17 protein-coding genes are annotated in these 19,784 nt (G+C 27.7%); 1 reads left to right on the forward strand and 16 read right to left on the reverse strand.

The genetic code is table 11. From position 1 onward, the window contains the following. Positions 1–30 precede the first annotated feature (30 nt). The 3 genes from OM90_RS00570 to OM90_RS00580 form a co-directional block, all read right to left on the reverse strand. Positions 31–510 (reverse strand): TRAP transporter small permease, encoded by a 480-nt coding sequence (locus tag OM90_RS00570; protein ID WP_058484935.1) that lies wholly within the window; start codon positions 508–510, stop codon positions 31–33. Between the two features lie 30 nt (positions 511–540). Beyond that, positions 541–1,602, reverse strand: coding sequence for a TRAP transporter substrate-binding protein (locus tag OM90_RS00575; protein ID WP_058484936.1), 1,062 nt, complete (start codon positions 1,600–1,602; stop codon positions 541–543). Positions 1,603–1,719: 117 nt separating this feature from the next. Beyond that, the gene (locus tag OM90_RS00580; protein WP_084757894.1) at positions 1,720–2,859 is read right to left on the reverse strand and encodes an iron-containing alcohol dehydrogenase; all 1,140 of its coding nucleotides are present in this window, start codon (positions 2,857–2,859) and stop codon (positions 1,720–1,722) included. A gap of 339 nt (positions 2,860–3,198) precedes the next feature. Between OM90_RS00580 and OM90_RS00585 the strand changes: the two genes are divergently transcribed. Continuing rightward, complete coding sequence (locus OM90_RS00585) at positions 3,199–4,302, forward strand: GntR family transcriptional regulator (RefSeq protein WP_058484937.1); 1,104 nt, start codon at positions 3,199–3,201, stop codon at positions 4,300–4,302. A 98-nt stretch (positions 4,303–4,400) separates the two neighbouring features. Here OM90_RS00585 and ptsP read toward each other — a convergent pair whose 3' ends face one another. The 13 genes from ptsP to OM90_RS00655 all read right to left on the reverse strand — a co-directional run bounded on the left by ptsP (position 4,401) and on the right by OM90_RS00655 (position 19,781). Then, positions 4,401–6,125 (reverse strand): phosphoenolpyruvate--protein phosphotransferase, encoded by a 1,725-nt coding sequence (gene ptsP, locus OM90_RS00590; protein ID WP_058484938.1) that lies wholly within the window; start codon positions 6,123–6,125, stop codon positions 4,401–4,403. Between the two features lie 12 nt (positions 6,126–6,137). Further along, positions 6,138–6,410 carry an HPr family phosphocarrier protein gene (locus OM90_RS00595; protein WP_058484939.1) on the reverse strand — a complete coding sequence of 91 codons (273 nt, stop codon included), beginning with the start codon at positions 6,408–6,410 and terminating at the stop codon, positions 6,138–6,140. A gap of 19 nt (positions 6,411–6,429) precedes the next feature. Continuing rightward, the gene (locus OM90_RS00600) at positions 6,430–7,695 is read right to left on the reverse strand and encodes a zinc-binding dehydrogenase (RefSeq protein ID WP_058484940.1); all 1,266 of its coding nucleotides are present in this window, start codon (positions 7,693–7,695) and stop codon (positions 6,430–6,432) included. Between the two features lie 5 nt (positions 7,696–7,700). Beyond that, positions 7,701–8,639 carry a 1-phosphofructokinase gene (gene pfkB / locus OM90_RS00605; RefSeq protein ID WP_058484941.1) on the reverse strand — a complete coding sequence of 313 codons (939 nt, stop codon included), beginning with the start codon at positions 8,637–8,639 and terminating at the stop codon, positions 7,701–7,703. Between the two features lie 12 nt (positions 8,640–8,651). Beyond that, positions 8,652–10,529 (reverse strand): PTS mannitol transporter subunit IICBA, encoded by a 1,878-nt coding sequence (locus OM90_RS00610; protein ID WP_058484942.1) that lies wholly within the window; start codon positions 10,527–10,529, stop codon positions 8,652–8,654. Between the two features lie 13 nt (positions 10,530–10,542). Continuing rightward, positions 10,543–12,657 (reverse strand): BglG family transcription antiterminator, encoded by a 2,115-nt coding sequence (locus OM90_RS00615; protein ID WP_058484943.1) that lies wholly within the window; start codon positions 12,655–12,657, stop codon positions 10,543–10,545. Between the two features lie 188 nt (positions 12,658–12,845). Next, a complete protein-coding gene (locus OM90_RS00620; RefSeq protein ID WP_058484944.1) occupies positions 12,846–13,847 on the reverse strand; it encodes an ABC transporter permease in 1,002 nt (333 codons plus the stop codon). Between the two features lie 11 nt (positions 13,848–13,858). Then, the gene (locus OM90_RS00625; RefSeq protein WP_058484945.1) at positions 13,859–14,968 is read right to left on the reverse strand and encodes an ABC transporter permease; all 1,110 of its coding nucleotides are present in this window, start codon (positions 14,966–14,968) and stop codon (positions 13,859–13,861) included. A 1-nt stretch (position 14,969) separates the two neighbouring features. After that, positions 14,970–15,824 carry an ABC transporter ATP-binding protein gene (locus OM90_RS00630; RefSeq protein WP_058484946.1) on the reverse strand — a complete coding sequence of 285 codons (855 nt, stop codon included), beginning with the start codon at positions 15,822–15,824 and terminating at the stop codon, positions 14,970–14,972. 134 nt (positions 15,825–15,958) lie between these two features. Further along, complete coding sequence (locus OM90_RS00635; protein WP_058484947.1) at positions 15,959–16,735, reverse strand: GNAT family N-acetyltransferase; 777 nt, start codon at positions 16,733–16,735, stop codon at positions 15,959–15,961. Between the two features lie 196 nt (positions 16,736–16,931). Continuing rightward, positions 16,932–18,047: a copper amine oxidase N-terminal domain-containing protein gene (locus OM90_RS00640; protein WP_058484948.1), complete on the reverse strand. Its 1,116-nt coding sequence runs from the start codon at positions 18,045–18,047 to the stop codon at positions 16,932–16,934. Positions 18,048–18,715: 668 nt separating this feature from the next. Continuing rightward, the gene (locus tag OM90_RS00650) at positions 18,716–19,120 is read right to left on the reverse strand and encodes a hypothetical protein (protein WP_058484950.1); all 405 of its coding nucleotides are present in this window, start codon (positions 19,118–19,120) and stop codon (positions 18,716–18,718) included. Next, positions 19,113–19,781, reverse strand: a complete 669-nt coding sequence (locus tag OM90_RS00655) for an ABC transporter ATP-binding protein (RefSeq protein ID WP_058484951.1) — start codon at positions 19,779–19,781, stop codon at positions 19,113–19,115. Before OM90_RS00655 ends, OM90_RS00650 begins: the two co-directional genes overlap by 8 nt. Positions 19,782–19,784 lie beyond the last annotated feature (3 nt).

Here is a 19,784-nt window from a genome sequence, read left to right on the forward strand (position 1 = left end):
TAAATTATTATAAATGATTTTATAAATTGCTTACATTTTATGTGATTTTGATTTAAACATTTCAATTAAAAAGTACACTGCTAATATCAAAAACAAAATGCCCGTAATAGGAATAACAGCATAGAAATATGACATTGGAATTCTAAGAACTGATGCTAATTGTTTATGCATAATTTTAGTTACTTGTATTCCATAGAATGCTAACGCAAAACCAAAACATCCAATCAATATATATATGATAATTTCGTTTATAAACTTAGCTGTTTTACTAAATTTATTAGCAAAATAGTCTATTCCTAAATGGGCTTTCTTCTTCATTGCAATACTGCTTCCTAAAAAACAAAACCACATAAAAGTAATACGAGATAATTCTTCAGTCCAAGCAAATGGAACTTTCATAAAAGTTCTTGAAAATATTTGTAACAAAATAGTTAATACCATGATTATCCCTATTACTTTTATTACATTTTCAATTATAATGTCATATAATATATGTATTATTTTTCCCATACTTAATTCTCTCCTAGAATTTAATTCTATTTATTTCATAAATGCATCTATAATATCTTGTCCAATTTTATCTGCATATTCATCATATAGAGGTTGTAATTTTTCAATAAATGAAGATTTATCTGGAACTTCTACTATAGTCATTCCTTCAGCTTCTAAAGCTTCTAAAGTTTCTTCTAAGCTCTCTGCATCTAATTGTTGAGCATAAACCCCTGCTTCAGCTGCCTTTTCTAAAACAATTGTTCTAAGATCTTCTGGTAAACTATCTAAGAAATTTTTATCAATTGCAATTACATTAGGTGTACAAAAATGTTCTGTTAAAGATAAATATTGTGTTACTTCATATTCTTTTTGAGCTAATATAATAGCTGGTGCATTTTCTGCTGCATCAACTACGCCTGTTTGTAATGCCATATATCTTTCAGATGCTGCAACTGGTACAGCAGTAGCCTCTAATAATTCCATAGTTCTAATCATAATTGGACTATCCATAACCCTGATTTTTAATCCTTTAAAATCTGAAACATCAGTAATTGGACCTTTAGAGCTATATACACTTCTTGGAGCACGAATCATCCATCCACCTATAACTATATTAGTCTTTTCTTCAAGTTTTTTAGATAATATTTCTCCAATACCAGATTCTATTACTTCTCTTGCATGGTCCATCCCTTTTACTACATAAGGTAAATCAAAAACCATAAAGGAATCATCTATAGAATTTAATACAGATGTATTAATTTCTGCTGCTTGAATACTTCCCATTTGTAAACTAGATATGTAATCCTTATGGTCTCCTAATTGTCCACTATCAAATACTTGTACATCGATTCTTCCATCTGTAGCTTTTTCTACCTCTTCTTCAAAATAATAAAAAGCTTTTACATTATTATCATCTAGGTTACTTGGAGATGCCATCTTGAGTACAAATTCACCTTTTTGAACATTACTATTTTCTGTTTGTTCAGTTCCTTCATTTGAACTAGTATTATTAGTATCTTCTTTTTGTGAACTACCACATGCAGCCAAAGATGTTATAAGTGCTACCATTACAAATAAAGTTGTAATCATTTTTAACTTTCTTATTTTCATAAAAATCCCCCTTGAATTTATTTTCATTAATTCGATACATGTAATAAAACATGTATCGAATTAATTGTAGCATATCTAACAATAGAAATCAATATTTTTTTATTTTTTTGTGCATTTTTATTTACTTATATTAATTGCTTTTACTAATAATTCGTTGTCTACTGGTCTAGGATTACATGTTATGTGACCTGTAGAATTTTTAATGTTTTCTAATACTTCGTCCATATCTAAGTTTTCAGGTAAATATGGAGTTAAACTATCTGGAGCATTAATTGCACTTCTGATTTCTTTAACTCTTTCAATTGCTAATTTCCCATTTTCTAAGTCGGATTTATTATAATCATATACTCCTAAAGCTTTTGCAATCTCTGCATATTTCTTTGTTGAATATTCAAGATTTAATTCCATAGCTGTTGGAAGAAGTATGGAGCATGCTTCTCCATGAGGAATTTTAAACATAGCTCCAACAGGCTGAGCTATTATGTGAGCTATTCCTATTCCTGCTACTAACGCACATCCACCTAAGTAACTTCCTATAAGCATTCCCATTCTGGCGTCTATATTTTCTGGTTCATTACAACAAGTAATTAAATTTTTATTAATTAGCTCAATTGCTTTTAAACTATACATTTCTGAAAAATAATTTGCATTTAAAGAAACATAAGATTCTATAGCATGACTTAGAGCGTCCATTCCAGTTGCAGCTGTAATTTTTTTATTTAATCCAACTGTTAAAGTAGGATCTAAAATTACTATATCTGCAATCATATTATTATGATAAACGCTCTTTTTTAATTTATTATAGTTATTAGTGACAACACTAACTTTTGTAGCTTCTGAACCTGTTCCAGCAGTTGTAGGGATAGAAATTAACATAGGGCAAGGTTGTGTAACTTGCTTCCCTTCCATTTGATACTGTTCTATAAGTCCACCATTAGTACTAAGCATTCCTATAGCTTTTGCAGCATCTAATACACTTCCACCACCTACTGCAACAACACTATCACATTTTTGTTCTAAGTAAATATCTCTTCCTCCATTAATAATAAATAAATCTGGTTCTGTTTTTACAGTATAAGGGAAGAATTCAACATTTGCATCTGTTAATTTTTTCATTATGTTTTTACAAATAGGATTTGTTTCATCAAACATTACTAAAAACGGTTTTTTTAGCTTATTTGTTTCTAAAATATTAGGTAACTCTTCAATAGAATTTTCTCCATAAAACACTTGTCTGTTATTTAATAGTTCTAACACCTGATACATCTCCTTTAAAATATTGTTACTTGTATTTAAAACATGTTCCTTAAACATAATAGCTTATTTTTTTATTTGTGTCAATAATAATTTTGTTATTTATAATAAATTCATTGATTAAATTTTGCACTAAATTATATAATTATATTGTAATTTTGCTCATAATATTTTCTAAAGTTATTTAATATTAATAATTATTTTACCAAAATATTACAATTATTTTTTAATTAAAATATTTATTTTAAAAATAACATGTTTCTAATCATGTATTGTACTAAACTTGAATTTTAAAAAAATATTTTGTATAATAAAAAAAAATATATTAGAAAGGTTATTTATATGACTACTAAAAAAAATGTAAAAAAATACAAATATATAACGGTATATCAAGACCTTTTAAATAAAATATTGACCGATATATTTCCTGTAAATTCTATGCTTCCCAGTGAAAAAGAACTAAAGAGTATGTATTCAGTAGAGAGAACAACTGTAAGAAAAGCTCTTGACCTACTTGTAAAAGACGGGATAATAGAAAAACATCCTGGAGTAGGTGCTAAAGTTATTAGAAAGAAAAAAGTTGTAACTGAAAATTCTAATGATATAACAAATGATACTATTTTATTCTTTTTAGCTAAAACAAAAAATAATAATGACAGATTAACTCAACCCTTTTATGCTTCTTTGTTTTATTACATAGAAAAAGATTTGCAAAATTTAGGATATAAAACTATATATTCAACCCTAAGCCCTAATGATAATATTAAAGAAATATTAAAAAAATATACTTATGCAGGCATAATATTTGCAAGTTTTGGAATATTGAAAGACCATATAGATTTTGTAGCTTCAACTAATATTCCCTTTGTTGTTGTAAATAATGATTATATGAATGGACTTACTGTTATGCCCGATAATTTTTTAGGTGGATATCTAGCTACAAAGCATTTAATTGAATTAGGGCATAAAAAAATAGGAGCTTTAAAAGGTTTAAGTAAAGATAAATCTTGTCAGGATAGACTACTGGGTTTTAAAGTAGCTTTACAAGAAAATAATATAGAATTTAATGAAGAATTCCAAAGATCTACTAATTGGGAAGCAGAATCAGGATATGAAAATATGAAAGATATGATCCTTAATAACAAAGAATTACCTACAGCTATCTTTGCTTTTAATGATGCTACTGCTCTAGGAGCCATCCGTGCAATAAATGAAATGGGACTAAAAGTCCCTGATGATATCAGTATAATTGGTTTTGATAATATATCACAATCTGAATATGTTTTTCCACAACTTAGTACAATAGATACAAATGTTCAAACCATTAGTAAAACTGCAGTTTTATCTCTTTATGCAAAAATTAAAAAATTTGATCTTCCAAATATCAAAATGGTAGTACCTGTTACTTTAGTTGTTAGAGGTTCTACTGCAGAACCTAATAAATAACATTTCTAATACCATAAGCATCTCCCTTTTATTTTATAAATAAAATTTTTAAAACTGGCACTAATACTAAGTTTTATAATAGTATTAGTGCCAGTTTTTTATAATATTTCTTTATTTAATTTAATTAAAGCCTCTTTAATTTCACTTCCTGAATTTAATAATAATATATTCCTAATATTTTCATCTAATTGTTTATTGGAAATAGATCTAATTATCCATTTTGCTTCCATTAGTAAATTAGGAGACATGCTTAATTCATTAACTCCAAAATATAACCACACTGGTATTAATAACGGATCAGAAGCAGCTTCTCCACAAATTCCTACCCATTTATTATTATTTTTAGCAGCCTCTATTGTGTTTTTTATTAACCTTAATACTGCTGGATTATAAGGAGAATAAAGATTAGATACATGTTCGTTAATTCTATCAACTGCCAGAGTATATTGAACTAGATCATTAGTTCCTATACTAAAAAAGTCTACTTCTTTAATAAATAAATCTGCTAAAACTGCTGTTGCAGGTGTTTCTATCATCATTCCAATTTCTATATTAGAATTAAAAGGTATATTCTCCTTTTCTAATTCTAATTTAGCTTTTTCTAGTAATTCCTTTGCCTTATTCAGCTCTTCCATAGAACAAATCATAGGAAACATAACTTTAAGATTTCCATATACGCTAGCTCTTAAAATAGCTCTTAACTGAGTTTTAAATATATCTTCCTTTTTTAGACATAATCTAATTGCTCTAAATCCAAGAAAAGGATTCATTTCTTTTGGCATTTCTAGGTAATCTAATTGTTTATCTCCACCAATGTCTAATGTTCGAATAATTACTGGTTTTTCTTTCATTAAAGTAGCAACAGATTTATATGCTTTAAATTGTTCTTCCTCAGAAGGTAAGCCTTCTTTCCCCATATATAAAAACTCTGTTCTAAATAATCCTATGCCACATCCTTCATTATCTAATACATATTTTGCCTCTTTAGGATTTCCTATATTTCCTGCTAATTCTATGGTAAAACCATCTATAGTTTTGGCAGATTTCCCTTTAACTTGATTAATCTTTTTTATATACTCCTTATGCTCATCTAATTTATGTCCTAAAATTTGTAACTGTTCTTTTGTTGGATCTATATATATTTCCCCTGTACTTCCATCAAAAGCAACTTTTTGATTGTTGGACAACTTTTCTAATAAATTATTATTTACTCCAACAATAGCTGGAATTCCTAAAGTTTTTGCAAAAATCCCTGCATGAGATGTTTTGCCTCCTAATTCCGTAATAAATCCTAAAATTTTAGTAGTGTCCATTTGAGCTGTTTGAGAAGGAGTTAAATCCTCTGCAATTAATATTACAGGTTCTTCTATATGAGATAAATCTTCTTCTACATTCCCTGATAATATTTTTTGTAATCTTCCTTCTATATCTTGTAAATCAGCTGCCCTTTCTCGCATATATTCGTTATCCATTTGCTTAAATAATAATATTAAATTTTTCGTCACTTCATGTAAAGCATATTCAACATTACAATTATTTTCTTCTATATAATTTTCAACTGATTTTACAAGTTCCATATCTTCTATCATCATTTTATGAGCATGAAAAACAGCCGCTTTTTCTTCTCCTAATGACTTTAAAGTTTTTTTATAAATAGCATCTATCTGGCGAATACCCTCTTTTCTAGCTTTTTCAAATCTCATTTTCTCTATATCTATATTTTCTATTGTTTTTTTACTAATTTCTTGCTTTGACTCCTTTAATATTAAAGCTTTTCCTATGGCAATCCCTGATGATACTGGTATTCCAGTTAGAGTCGTCATCTAAAAGTCCTCCTATTCACCAAATCCATTCTCAATTAATTCAGCCAATGCTTTTAAAGCTTTTTCTTCATCTAATCCATCAGCTGTTATTGTTATTTTATCTCCTTTTGCAGCTCCCATGCTCATAATTGAAAGAATACTTTTGGGATTGCAAATTCTACTATTATCATCATTTTTTATTAATTGTAATTCACATTTATATTTCATTGCTTCAGCTGCCAATAGTTGAGCAGGTCTAGCGTGAAGTCCTTGTTCATTTATTAAAGTAACTGTTTTTTTTATCATTTTATGTTCCTCCTATTAGTTAACATTCAACATTAAAGTAATTTAATAAGTATTTTTCTGCTTCATAAGACCATAGGCCATTATTATTATTTACTATATCTGCTAATCCTGCATATAACTCATTTTCTTCTTTTAACTTTGGTAAATCTTCAAGTGCAATTAATGGCATATCAATTTGAGTATATATAAGTTTCTTTCCTCCAGGTATATTAGGAAGATTCATAATTGTATCAATAGCACTATTTAATCCACCTACATGGGTTATCATAACTGCAGGATTAATTAACCCTTTTGCTGACATCTCTAATGATTCTCTCATATCATCAGCATTACCTCCAGTAGAACCCATGATATGAGTTGGTGTATAATGTACATTATAAAAATTTACTTTAGCAGAGAAATTTGTATCTGTTGGACCTGCAAAAAAGTTCAGACATCCATCTTTCCCTAAAATTTTATCTCCTTCCTCAACTAAGGAAGCAACAGGAGCATATACAAATACATCATCATATCCTGTATTACCACTTAAATTCATTAAATATGAAACACTATCTTCAATTTTAGATGTATTTACAAATACTAATTCTACTCCATTTGCTTTTGCTTCTTCCTCTGGGAAAAGTTTACGAGCTCTATCTAATCTTTCTTGATTAATATCTGTAACTACTAATAATTTAGGTTTTCTATCACAATGTAGTGCATAGTCAATAGCTCCTAGACCCATTGGTCCTGCTCCTGCTAATAATGCCATTTTACCGCCTTCAACAATGCCCATATGATGTACATACTTACCTATTTCTGTATGATAATTTGAATGAAATCCTCCTATAATACAGGACATAGGTTCTGCTAGTGATGCTTCATAAAATGCTTTACCTTTATAATCTAATAAAAATCCTAATTCCATTACTTGATGTGGAATAATAGTATAAGTTGCATTTCCCCCAAAATATTTAAAAGAATATCCTGGTGCATCAGGTGTCCCTTTATAATTTAGAGCAGGTTGTATAGCAAATTTTTGTCCTGGTTTAAATTGGTTTTTCCACTTATCACCTACTTCAACAATAACTCCTGCAAATTCATGTCCCATAATTGTGGGATTTGTAGCAATATCATTGGGAACTCTTTTATGCTTTTCCCCTTGTATAACGGCCTTATAAGTGGACATACATATACTATTTGTTATAACTTTTACTAAAATTTCATCATCTTTTATTGCTGGGAGCTCAAAAGTTTCCAATTCTAAATGATTAGCTCCATATAATCTAACTGCTCTTGTTTTCATTACTCTCACTCTCCTATCATTTCTAATTCTACTTTATTTTTTAAATCTTCTATTTCATCTAAATTACCCATTATAGTTCCTTCATGGGAAATAGTAGCAGTGCTTGCTGCAACTGATAATTTTATAGCTTCTTCTAAAGGATATCCGTTATCTAGAGCATATGCTAAAGCTCCAACCATGGAATCTCCTGCTCCTACAGTACTTTTCACTTCTACTTTTAATGCTTTTACTTTTATACAATTATTTTTGGTAATTACTAATGCTCCATCACCACCCATAGAAACTACTATTATTTCTATTCCATATTTAAAAAGTAATTCTTTTGTTAAACTAATACACTGATTAATATTCTCAATTTTTTTATTAAATAATCGTTCTAACTCATCAATATTAGGTTTAATTAAATATGGACCAGCTTTTACTCCTTGCTTTAATAAATCACCATCAGCATCTAGAAATACTTTTACTTTTTTTTCATTGCACATTTTAATCCATTTATTGTAAATATCACTTCCTACATTTGATGGAACACTCCCAGCTAAAACTAAAATATCTCCAGTCTTAACTGTTTTTAAAATTTTCTCTTCAATATTTTTAATTATTGTATAATCTACTTCTCCACCTTTTTCATTAATATCCGTAAATGTATCATTAACCTTATCAACAATTTTTATATTTGTTCTAGTATTCGTATCTTTTTTTACAAAATCAGTATCTATCCCCATAGATTTTAGTTGTTCTTCTATAAATTCTCCTTTATTTCCTCCTATTATGCCTAAAGCTACACTTTTCCCTTTTAAATTTTTAATCATCTTAGAAACATTTATTCCTTTGCCACCAACATCTTCTCTAGCATCAACCACACGATTAACTTCATTGATTTTAAAATTATCTATTATAATGGTTTGGTCTACAGCAGGATTTAATGTAACTGTATATATCATAAGCATCTCCTCTTATTTCTTTGTAAATTTTTCATATACAAAATCAACATCTTTTGTTGTACGTAATTTTTCCACCATATCTTCATCATTTAAGATTTCTGCTAAATTTGATAAAATCATTAAATGTTCATCTCCTACACCAGCAATCCCAATAATTAAATAGGCCTTTTCTTCCCCAAAATCAATACCTTCTGGATACTGAAGGATACATATCCCTGTATTTAATATATCTTTTTTAGCATCTCCAACTCCATGGGGAATAGCTGTTCCATTTCCAATGTAGGTAGTTAATTTCTTTTCTCTTTCTATCATTGCTTCTATATATGATTCATTTACATATCCACTATCTACTAAAAGTTTTCCCGCTTCTTTAATAGCTTCTTCTTTAGAAACACTTTTTAATCCAAGTTTTATATTTTTCTTTAATAATATTTTGGAACTACCCTGTTCTTGTTCACGATCTTCGTTACTATTTACTTCATTTTTAGAAAATGTTTTGGTACTATTATTTTCTTTTAAATATTGAACTAACTCATCATAAACAGGAGTTGAAATAAATTCATCTATAGAAATATGCTTTGCATTTGGAGCAACTTTCTTAGCTCTATCTGATAATTTTTCATGGGTAATTACTATATCTGCGTCTTGCGGTATTTGGTCAATTGAAGTATTTTTAACTTCTATATTAAGTCCTGCTTTTTTAACTTTTCCTCTTAAAGTACTAGCACCCATGGCACTTGAACCCATACCAGCATCACAGGCAACGATGATTTTTTTAACGTTTTTAAAACTATTAGTTTTTACAACACTAGATTCTTTACCTTTTAGTGCTACCATTTTTTCCTTTGCTTCTTCGAAACTCTTATCATCTTCATTTTTACTACTAGCTTTTATAAAAAATGATGCAACTATAAAACTTACAATAGTAGATACTAAAACACCTGCTAATACTGCAAATCCTTCACCTTTGGGTGATAAAGCCATTAAAGTAAATATACTTCCTGGTGATGGTGTTGCCACTAATCCAGCTCCTAAAATACTAAATGTAAATACACCACTTGCTCCTCCAGCAATTGCAGCTAATATTAATATTGGATTCATTAATACATAAGGAAAATATATCTCATGAATTCCACCTAAAAAATGGATAATTATTGCACTTGGTGCAGACTGTTTAGAAGACCCTTTAGAAAATAAACTATATGCAAGCAAAATTCCAAGTCCTGGTCCTGGATTTGGTTCAAGTAAAAAGAATATAGATTTCCCGAATTCAGATACTTGTTCTACCCCTAATGGGCCAAGTACTCCATGATTAATAGCATTATTTAAGAAAAGTACTTTTGCAGGTTCTATAAAAATTGATGCTATAGGTAAAAATCCTGCTTGAACTATTGTATCGACTCCTTTTCCAAGCATGGAACTTAAACTTTCTACTATGGGGCCTATTCCTAAATATCCTACTCCAGCAATAATTCCTCCAATAATTCCAGCTGAAAAATTGTTTATAAGCATTTCAAACCCTGTAGGTATTTTATCTTCTATGAGCTTATCAAACTTTTTAATAATAAATCCTGCTAAAGGACCCATAATCATTGCACCAATAAACATAGGCATACTTGTTCCTACAACTATACCCATAGTGGCTATAGCTCCTATTACACCACCTCTAGTATCATAAACTAGTTTCCCACCAGTATATCCGATAAGTAATGGTAATAAATAATAAATCATAGGCTCAACTAATGAAGCTAATTTTTCATTTGGAAGCCACCCTTTTGGTATAAAAAGCGCTGTAATTAATCCCCAAGCAATAAAAGCTCCAATATTAGGCATTACCATGCCACTTAAAAACCTTCCAAACTTTTGAATGGTTTCCTGTGTTTTGGCCATATTTTACTCCTCCTTATGATAATAAATCATAACTCTTGTTTTGATAAAAATCTTCTAGAATTCTATTTAACTGTTCATATAAAGTAATTTCATCATGATTTTTAAGGGCTTTCCCAAAGTTGCTACTAATAATAACTCTAGTAATTTCACTTAATACCTCTAACTCATATCCTTTTGTATCTATAGGAGCAACCATAACTGCAATAGTATTAACTTCATACTTTACTCCTCTTTTATCTGTTGTTTCAATTGTATTTTTTAATCTTATTACCATAAAATAAAGTTCATCAATTACTTGAGACCTACAATGTAATAAAATCATTCCTTTTTGTCCTAATAAAGTGGCTCCTTTTTCTTCTCTATCTTTAAATGCTTGTATTAATTGGTTTTTTTTAATAGCATCAGAAATTATTTTTTCACTTACAATTTTAATTAATTCATCCATATTACTGCATTTCACATCTTTAATAAGAAAAAAATTATCCAAAATCTGTAATATACTTTCACTATATTTATTAAGAATATTTAATTTTTCTTTTAACGATATTTGTTGTTTTTTAAATCCTTTCGTTGAGGGTACATAATTATCTAAAAAATTTTTTATTTTTACTTTATCTTCCTTAGTTAGAATATTATTTACAAGTACTGTTGGTATGGATGTAATATTTATAGGTACAGTAGTAATAATGAGGTCAATATTTAAATTTTTTAAAAATGTTTCATCTAAATCTATGGTAGAAATCGTATCTATTATATTTACATTATTAAATTCCTTTTTTATTTCTGAAGCTAAAAGTCTAGAAGCTCCTATCCCATTAATACATGCAATTACCACTCTAAATTTTTTATTAATTGCCCTTGTTTCTCTTTCCATAGCGGCTCCTATATGAGTTGCTATATAAGCTATTTCATCTTCCGGAACTATAATTTTTTCCTCATTTTCTATTACTTTTACACATTGTTTGGTCACTTGAAAAAGTTTAGGGTAAGAACTTTTTATATCTTCTAATAAAGGATTAACTATATCAAGATTTAATTTTATTCGATTAATAGCAGGTCCTAAATGTCTAACAAGACCAACTAAAAGTTTTTGATTATCTTCTAAATATGCTCCTGTTTCTACCTGCGCAATATAAATCATCTTTTTAGCAAGTTTTATTAAGTGGTAATCTTCTATAATAGAAATTGGGGAATTGTTAGATACTTCTCTTCTTTTAGCTCCTTTGATGTGCATAGTTAGATATTTTATTTCATCTGAAGGGATATACAATTGTTTTAAAACATCATCTTTACTTAGCAAATCTTTAATAATCTCATATTCTGGACCATTTAATTGATGCTCAATGTATGGCTGTATAGATAAAGTTAAATACATATTTTGCTTTATTCTTTTTAAAGTTACTAAAAAATAAAGCATTACCTCAATAAATGAATTATCAGAAAGTTGATATCTCATGCGTTCTTCTAAATAGTTTAAAAGTGTCTTTATTCTGTCTATATATTCCACTTCCATTAATTCTATTAAATAATCCTTTACATCTTTTTGATAAGAAGAAAGATTTATTGGCTTTGTAAAAGTTTTATTTTCTATAAAATTTAACAAATCTGATTCTTTAACATTTTCATAAATTAATGCAACCATAGCTTTTCTTATAGAGATTTCTCTTCCTTTAATATATACCCCAATACCTTGTTTTCTAATTAATTCTATACCATATTTTTTAAACCAAGTTTCAATATTATCCAAATCATTACTAATCGTTCCCTCTGTAACACCAAATAATTTGCTAAAACTATATATCTTTCTTGGTTCATATGTCTGTAATAATTCAAATTTAAGACGAATATATCTAAGTTGGGGAGTAAAAAAAATGTCTTCTTTTTCTCCTTTTAACGATTTACGTATTTCTTCTCTTTTGGTATCATTAGCTAATATTCTGATCCCTATCCCCTTTTTTCTATCCAGTGATACTTGAAATTTTTGAAGCCATTTTTTAATAAAATTCATTTCCCTTAAAATAGTTCTAGAACTAACCCCTATTTGTTCGGCAATATATTGATTAGTTATATAATCAGATTCTTCTAGAAGAATATATAAGATTTGTTTAGTTCGTGAAGTTAACTTCATGACTTACTTCCTTCCCCAATAAACCAATATAATATAACTAATAAATATCACTTTGTATTTAAACTAGTTTAAATACTTAAGTGTAATTTTATTTTATTATAGCCACACTTAAATTTAAAGAAAAAGAAAATTAGATATGTCAACTATACTTTATGACATAATTATAAAAACAAAATTTAGGCATATTGTTATTCTAAGCCCTTTCTTATACTTTTAGCTATAAAAACATATACTATAACACTTAAAATAAAAATTATACCTGCATAGATTAGAAGTTCTGACCATGTTCCAGTCCCTGATAAAACTAAATCATTTCCTTTATATGCCCAATAAAATGGGTCCCAATAAAAAAATTTTTGCCATTTATCCCCTAACATTTCAATGGCTAAAACTCCTCCAATCAAGGGTAAAAATAATAATTTTACACTTCCAGCAGCATTCATTACATCATCATTTGTTAATCCTTGTACAATTCCTAGCAATATGCTTAATATGCTAGATATTAGTATTACAAGCAATAATTTTAATATATTTATTTCTCTAAAACCTGTTATAAATATTAAAGCAATACTCCCAAATACAGAAAAAAATATACCCAAGATACTTTTCCCTATAAGAAAAGTTAGTCTAGTTGTAGGAGTTAAGTTTATAGCACTTATTGTATTATCCATCTTTTCTTCTATGATATTTAAGGTTATAAGCATTCCTCCAAGAATAGATATAAATAATATAGAAAGATTAACTAAAGTCTTTTTAAGGGGTGGAACTTTTCTTCCAAATTCTATAATTTCTGCATTGGTATCATCCATTTTAATATCTAATTCATAAAAAGTTTTTAGCAATTTAGCATACTCAACTATCACTTCTGGTTCATTTCCCTGTGTCATTATATAGTGCTTTTTAGCTTCTGGTAATATTCCTATTATATTATCCCTTTTTTCTACTCTTTTTTTAACTTCCTCTACAGTATCAAAAAGCTCTATATGGGCAAATTGCTCTAAATAATCTATCATTTCTTGATTTTCACATTTTAGAAGAGCGAGATTAATGGTAGTATCATTTATACTTGGGGTAAATATATTAATTAGAATTGCAATTATAATAGGAACAATTATAATATACAATGATAAAAAATCTTTTAGATTGACTTTTAAATCTCTTAAAAAAATTATCCATATCCTTTTTAACATATTAATCCTTCCTACTCTAAAAGATTTCTTTTATATCTTTCATTTGAAATAACAAATAAAATTATCCCTGTAATTAAAAATCCACCTGACACACTTAGAATATATATAAAATCATTATTCCCAATAAGTATTGTCTTAAATCCTTCCAGCATAAAATAGGTAGGAATTATTTTAATCCAACTAGGATCCCAACTTGGAATAAAATATGCAATATTAGGCAAAATCATTAACATCATAACCACATATAAAACACCAAAAGCCTGCATAATATTTTTATAGAAACTTGCTATTAAAAGACCTAAACTAGATGAAAAAAATCCAGTAACAATTAGTAACACTAAAAGCAAAATATAATCAGGTTTAAATCCCATTATTGGAATAAGTACTATCAAGCTTGATATTATACTAGTAAAAGATGTAACTCCCACCTTACTCATAAGATACTGCCAAACTGGAGAAGGTGTTATGGCATAGGCCTTTATTACCCCTTCTTTTTTATCTAAAAAAATATACGCTGCTATAATAAATAGACCCATAAGACTTCCATTAAATACTAATACAGAGGGTAATATATTTTCTCTATCTGATAATAATTCATAATTTGTAGATATAGATCTAACATCTTGATTATCCATGACTTCTTTTAAAGTATCCGCCTCTTCTACATGAAGTATCTTTAATAGATTTTTTAACCTTTGAGATTCATAACCTTGTAAATAATATTCGTATTTTACATTATTTTCATCATCTATTTTTATTATTCCAGAGGTTTTTCTTTCTTTATCTGCTATGTCTATAACATCTTCTTTATTATTTAACACATAAATTTTCTTATCTTCTGTAATATATAAAAGGGCATCTTTTTTCTCATTATCTATTTTCACTTTAACAACTTCAGCTTTTTTATCTATATCTTTATATAATATTTCTTCTAAATACATATCCTTTGCTTCTTTTGGCATATCAAGATATATGTATTCAGAACTTTTACTGTCAAAAGTCGCAGGAACTGCAAATAAAAATACAAATAATATTAAAAATGCAACAAATAGTTCGATATAAAAATAATAACCCCTAGAAGCAAGTTTAAGTTCTTTTATAAAACTATAAAAAAGTTTCATATTATATAAGTCCCCTTCCCGTTACTTTTATAAATATTTCTTCTAGGGTTGCTTCTTTTGTATGCATTGTCCTTATTTCATATCGACTTATTATATTTTGAAGAGATTTTTTATCCTTTTCTAATACCGTAGAAAGCTTTTCTGTTATAATCTCTCCTTCTTTTACATATTCTACTTCTACCAACTTATCTCCATATTGAAGTTTTAGATTCTTAGGTGAGTCTATTAGTTTTATTTCTCCATCCACTATAAAGGCCACTCTATCACAAAGCTCATCTGCTATAAACATATTGTGAGTAGTTAAAAATACAGTTACTCCTTCCCTATTTTTTTCTTTTATTATGCTTTTTATGTTTGCGGCAATGGAAGGATCAAGTCCTGTGGTAGGTTCATCTAAAAACCATAGTTTAGGATTATTTATCATGGATCTTGCAAAGGTTAATCTATGTTTCATCCCCTTTGAAAAATTCCCTGCCTTTATATTTTCTTTTCCTTCTAAACCTACAAGTTTTAGAAGTTCTATAGAATCCCTTGTCGGAACATCAAACAATTTTCTGTAAAAATCTAAATTTTCCTTTGCAGTAAGCTTACTATATACATTAGATTGTTCAAAACTCATACCTATTTTATTAAACATCTCTTTTGACATATCCCTAACATTATATCCTGCTACTATAGCTTCTCCTTTTTGAATCCGTAAAAGCCCTGTAAGAATATTTTGAGTAGTGGATTTTCCAGCTCCCGATGGCCCTAAAAATCCAAATATTTCTCCTTCATTTACTTCAAAACTTACATTTTTAACTTGGTAATTTTTATCATTATTATAAGAGTGATATAAATTTTTAACACTAATCATAAAGCCACTCCTTTTTTAGCCCTTATATTTTATTTTATCCTTTTTTTACTATATCATTTAAGTATTATTGTTTTTTTAATATTTTCCATATAAAAAACGCATCTAATATAAACTAGATGCGTTTTTTATTATTCTTATTTCACCCATAAATAATTATTGTTTAATCCAATTTTTCCAAATCCCAGTCGGCTATAAAAATAAAACATTTTCTTTTCATTTGAGGTAATTAAATAGAAATCATTAACTCCCTTTTCCTCATATATTAATCTCATCATTTCATTTATAAGTATTGTACCAAGGCCTCTATTTCTATATTTTTCACCTATTAATAAGTCCTCAAGTTTTGCAATATTATTATGTAAAAATGCTGTTCCAAAACCCTCTACCTTTTTATCTAATGTTAGTTGATAAAATAGAATCTTTTCTCTAGAAAATAAACGTTCAAACATTTTTCTTCTCTGATTAGCCACTTCTTCACCAAATTCAATATCTTCTTTATAATTAAAATTTAATGCTTCTTCTAGCATACTAAAATTATCAATTTTTTGTACAGATACAAAATTTGGAATCTCTGTCTTTCTATTAGCATAATTTGTTTGCATCCAAAGATATTCTGTATGCTCAAAACCTTCTTTTTTAAGAAGCTCATGTATAGATTTAGGAACTTTTTTATTTAAATCAACTCTATATTGTATATGTAGATTCCCTTCTTTTCTTTGCTTATAAATATCTGTTTCAACTAATTTTCTTAGTATTTCTTCTTCAAAGGAAACATCTATGGTTGCTAAGTTATAATCGTACAATCCTTTAAACTCACTGTTTTCGTAATAAATGAATCCTTTTCCCTCTCTTACTGAAGTCACATATTTCAAATAAGAGTTTTCACATTGTGCATACTTTTCACTACTCATAAAGCTTCTCCTTATAACTTCTTTAAATATTATTGTTAATTTTCATCTCCTTGCCAACTAAAATAGAATAGCAACTCAGCTACTCTACTCAAAACACTGGCTTTCCCTTTATATATTAATTCATAAGCAACTATAATCGCTTTTTCTTGATAATTATACTTTCCTTCCAGGGAATTTATTAGAGTTTATTTAATATCTAATATTCAGCCATTTCATCTGGATTTTCCTCCACTAATGTTTTTTCATCTAATGTAAATAATGTTATGTTTTTTGATGAAAAGGGAGTATATGCTTTTTCTACTGAATATTTTTCTTTATATATAGGAACATTGGGATTCCAATAAATCTCACGAACAACTTCTTCATCTAAATCCAACCTAATATAAGTATTATAATTCAAATAAAAACAAGTGCTTTCTATAGACTCTTCTTCAAATTCTTGTTCAAATATAAGAAAATTTTTATCTTTTATATTTGGCCATTCTCCTACTTTCACCTTCTTATCAAAACTATTATCTCCTATCAATTTTAATAGTATATGATTTTGATTATCATTTAATATAGCTATTCCACGTAATGAGTCTAATTCTATTTCACGTATACTACCATCTTCATCTACTTCCCTACTCCATGTACATACAGCCACTCCATTTTTTATAGTATAATAATTCATTATGTGAAACCTCACCCAATCATCATTAGAGTCTGGGTTATATTCAATATACTCAAAAAAATAATTTTCATCTAATTTATTTGTAGGAAATATGTATTTTAAAAAAAGCTTATCTCCTTTCGCTTTTAACCCTCCTAATCTTGGAGATTCTAGCATAGCAAATCGTTTTGTAGTCAAGTTATCACTTTTTAATGCTTGATATACTTTATATCTCATAGATTCTTTATCATATATGTTAATAAAATTATATTCCTCATCATATAAAACAACCCCATCTAATGCTTCTACAAAAGATTTAACTGGAATATAAATAACCCCATTTATTATCTCAGGTTCCTTTAATAATTTTTTCTCTTCCCCATTATGGGTATATGTCAAATCATCTATTCTAAATATTAAGGTATTATCACCTTTTATAACCGTTGCCTGCCTAATATCAGAGTCCCATATCACTTCTGCTTTTAATTCTTCACTGCAAATTTCTAATGGCATAAGGATAGTATTATCTTCTACAACTATTGTTACATCATTTCTTTCAACTCCATTGATAAATAAGCTAGGAACTTCTTTAGCAAATAAAGGTTTATAACCCATAAAAAAAATACCTATCATCAATATAGTCATAAATATTTTTTTCATATATTATCTCTCCATTCCCTCCATTTTCTTTATAGTGATTAAAATAACCTCTAAATTCATTTTTAATAAAATATTATATTTTCCTTTTATTAATAACTCTTTAATTTACAAGATAATATAAAAATTATATTAGCTATTTCATAAAATATTATTTATTATAAATACTTTTAAATCTTTTTATCTTATATATAGTAAAAATTAAACAACTAAATGTTGAAATGAGACATATAATGTTTATTGAATAGGTTACCGGAAGAATTACTTTTGTCAAATTAACTGTATCTACTATCCATATAATAAAAAAAATCATAGACATTATTAATAAATTTATATAATGTTTCTTCTTTTTTAAATACATAATAAAAATTATAATTGAAATAAATATAACGAAAATTATCTCGTCAGCTGAAACCTTCATCGGAATATCACTTGTAAAAATGTTACCTAAAATAAATTGGAATACAAAAAGAATAAATATTATAAAGTCAATTAACATATTTAAATCCTCCTAATTTCTTTATTATATCGTCTAGTAATTTAATTTTATTCTTTAAATCTTTATATTAATTAAAATTGTTAAGATTTTTATTTCTGCATTATTTTTATATGCTTATTATAATTTATAAGTTGTTTGTTTATTATTTTTTAATTTTATACTATTTATTAATTTAATTGGATATAGTAATAGACCCTTCTGTATCCTCATTAATTTTTATAAGTACTTTCCAATCCCCATATTTCTTATTTGTTTCTATTGTTTCTTGAACAAAATCATCAATTGAATATTCCTTTACTAAAGTATCATCTGGATCAAATAATTGCACTAAAATTATGCCCTCTGATACTGCCCCTTCAACCTTTATTTTGCTTGATGTTTCTTTACTTACAGAAATTATTTTTTCATACTGATTAAATTCCGGTTCATAATCTTCCTTATGAAAATTCAATGTAGAAGAATAAGTATATTCATCAGTATTTTTTTTGCTACCACATCCTGTTAAACATAACGCCAATAATAATACATAAAATAAATAAATTACAGGTATAAAAAATAATATTTTTTTCTTACACATTTTCTAATATCCTCCCATCTAAAATATGAATTGTACGACTTGCATAACTTGCTACTTCCTTATCATGGGTAACTAAAATTATTGTTTTCCCTTGTTTGTTTAATTGTTGAAGCAAATTCATAAACTCCAGCCCATTTTTATGGTCTAGCGCTCCCGTTGGCTCATCTGCAAGAATAATATCTGCCCCACTGGCTAAAGCCCTTGCTATAGCTACTCGCTGTTGTTGTCCTCCTGACATTTGTTTTGGACGCTTATATAGTTGTTCTTCTATCCCAAGTTGTTTTGCTACATCTGTAACTATCTTTTTACGTTCATGTAAAGAAAGATGTCTTCTAAGCAATGGTAATTCTATATTCTCAAAAGCTGTATATTTTTCCATCAAAGCAAAGTTTTGAAATACAAAAGTAACTTTTTTATTTCTAATTTCACTTAATTTTTTATCTTTCAATTTATTTACACATATTCCATCAAGAATATACTCTCCTTTACTAGGACGGTCCATACACCCAATTATATTTAATAATGTAGTTTTACCTGAGCCAGAAGCCCCCATGATAGCAACGAATTCTCCTTTACGAATTTCAAGACATATATCATTAAGAACTTTTGTAATAATATCTCCTGTCCTATATTCTTTATAAATATTTTTAAGCTGTATCATACA

This window comes from Defluviitalea phaphyphila (assembly GCF_001466305.1).
Lineage (GTDB): Bacteria > Bacillota > Clostridia > Lachnospirales > Defluviitaleaceae > Defluviitalea_A > Defluviitalea_A phaphyphila.

Bases quoted from the DNA above. Each gene is read 5' to 3' on its own strand.
- OM90_RS00570 (WP_058484935.1), bottom strand. From the start codon at position 510: ATGGGAAAAATAATACATATATTATATGACATTATAATTGAAAATGTA.
- OM90_RS00615 (WP_058484943.1), bottom strand. From the start codon at position 12,657: ATGAAGTTAACTTCACGAACTAAACAAATCTTATATATTCTTCTAGAA.
- OM90_RS00575 (WP_058484936.1), bottom strand. From the start codon at position 1,602: ATGAAAATAAGAAAGTTAAAAATGATTACAACTTTATTTGTAATGGTA.
- OM90_RS00630 (WP_058484946.1), bottom strand. From the start codon at position 15,824: ATGATTAGTGTTAAAAATTTATATCACTCTTATAATAATGATAAAAAT.
- OM90_RS00635 (WP_058484947.1), bottom strand. From the start codon at position 16,735: ATGAGTAGTGAAAAGTATGCACAATGTGAAAACTCTTATTTGAAATAT.
- OM90_RS00595 (WP_058484939.1), bottom strand. From the start codon at position 6,410: ATGATAAAAAAAACAGTTACTTTAATAAATGAACAAGGACTTCACGCT.
- OM90_RS00640 (WP_058484948.1), bottom strand. From the start codon at position 18,047: ATGAAAAAAATATTTATGACTATATTGATGATAGGTATTTTTTTTATG.
- OM90_RS00610 (WP_058484942.1), bottom strand. From the start codon at position 10,529: ATGGCCAAAACACAGGAAACCATTCAAAAGTTTGGAAGGTTTTTAAGT.
- OM90_RS00620 (WP_058484944.1), bottom strand. From the start codon at position 13,847: ATGTTAAAAAGGATATGGATAATTTTTTTAAGAGATTTAAAAGTCAAT.
- OM90_RS00600 (WP_058484940.1), bottom strand. From the start codon at position 7,695: ATGAAAACAAGAGCAGTTAGATTATATGGAGCTAATCATTTAGAATTG.
- OM90_RS00650 (WP_058484950.1), bottom strand. From the start codon at position 19,120: ATGTGTAAGAAAAAAATATTATTTTTTATACCTGTAATTTATTTATTT.
- ptsP (WP_058484938.1), bottom strand. From the start codon at position 6,125: ATGACGACTCTAACTGGAATACCAGTATCATCAGGGATTGCCATAGGA.
- pfkB (WP_058484941.1), bottom strand. From the start codon at position 8,639: ATGATATATACAGTTACATTAAATCCTGCTGTAGACCAAACCATTATA.
- OM90_RS00585 (WP_058484937.1), top strand. From the start codon at position 3,199: ATGACTACTAAAAAAAATGTAAAAAAATACAAATATATAACGGTATAT.
- OM90_RS00625 (WP_058484945.1), bottom strand. From the start codon at position 14,968: ATGAAACTTTTTTATAGTTTTATAAAAGAACTTAAACTTGCTTCTAGG.
- OM90_RS00655 (WP_058484951.1), bottom strand. From the start codon at position 19,781: ATGATACAGCTTAAAAATATTTATAAAGAATATAGGACAGGAGATATT.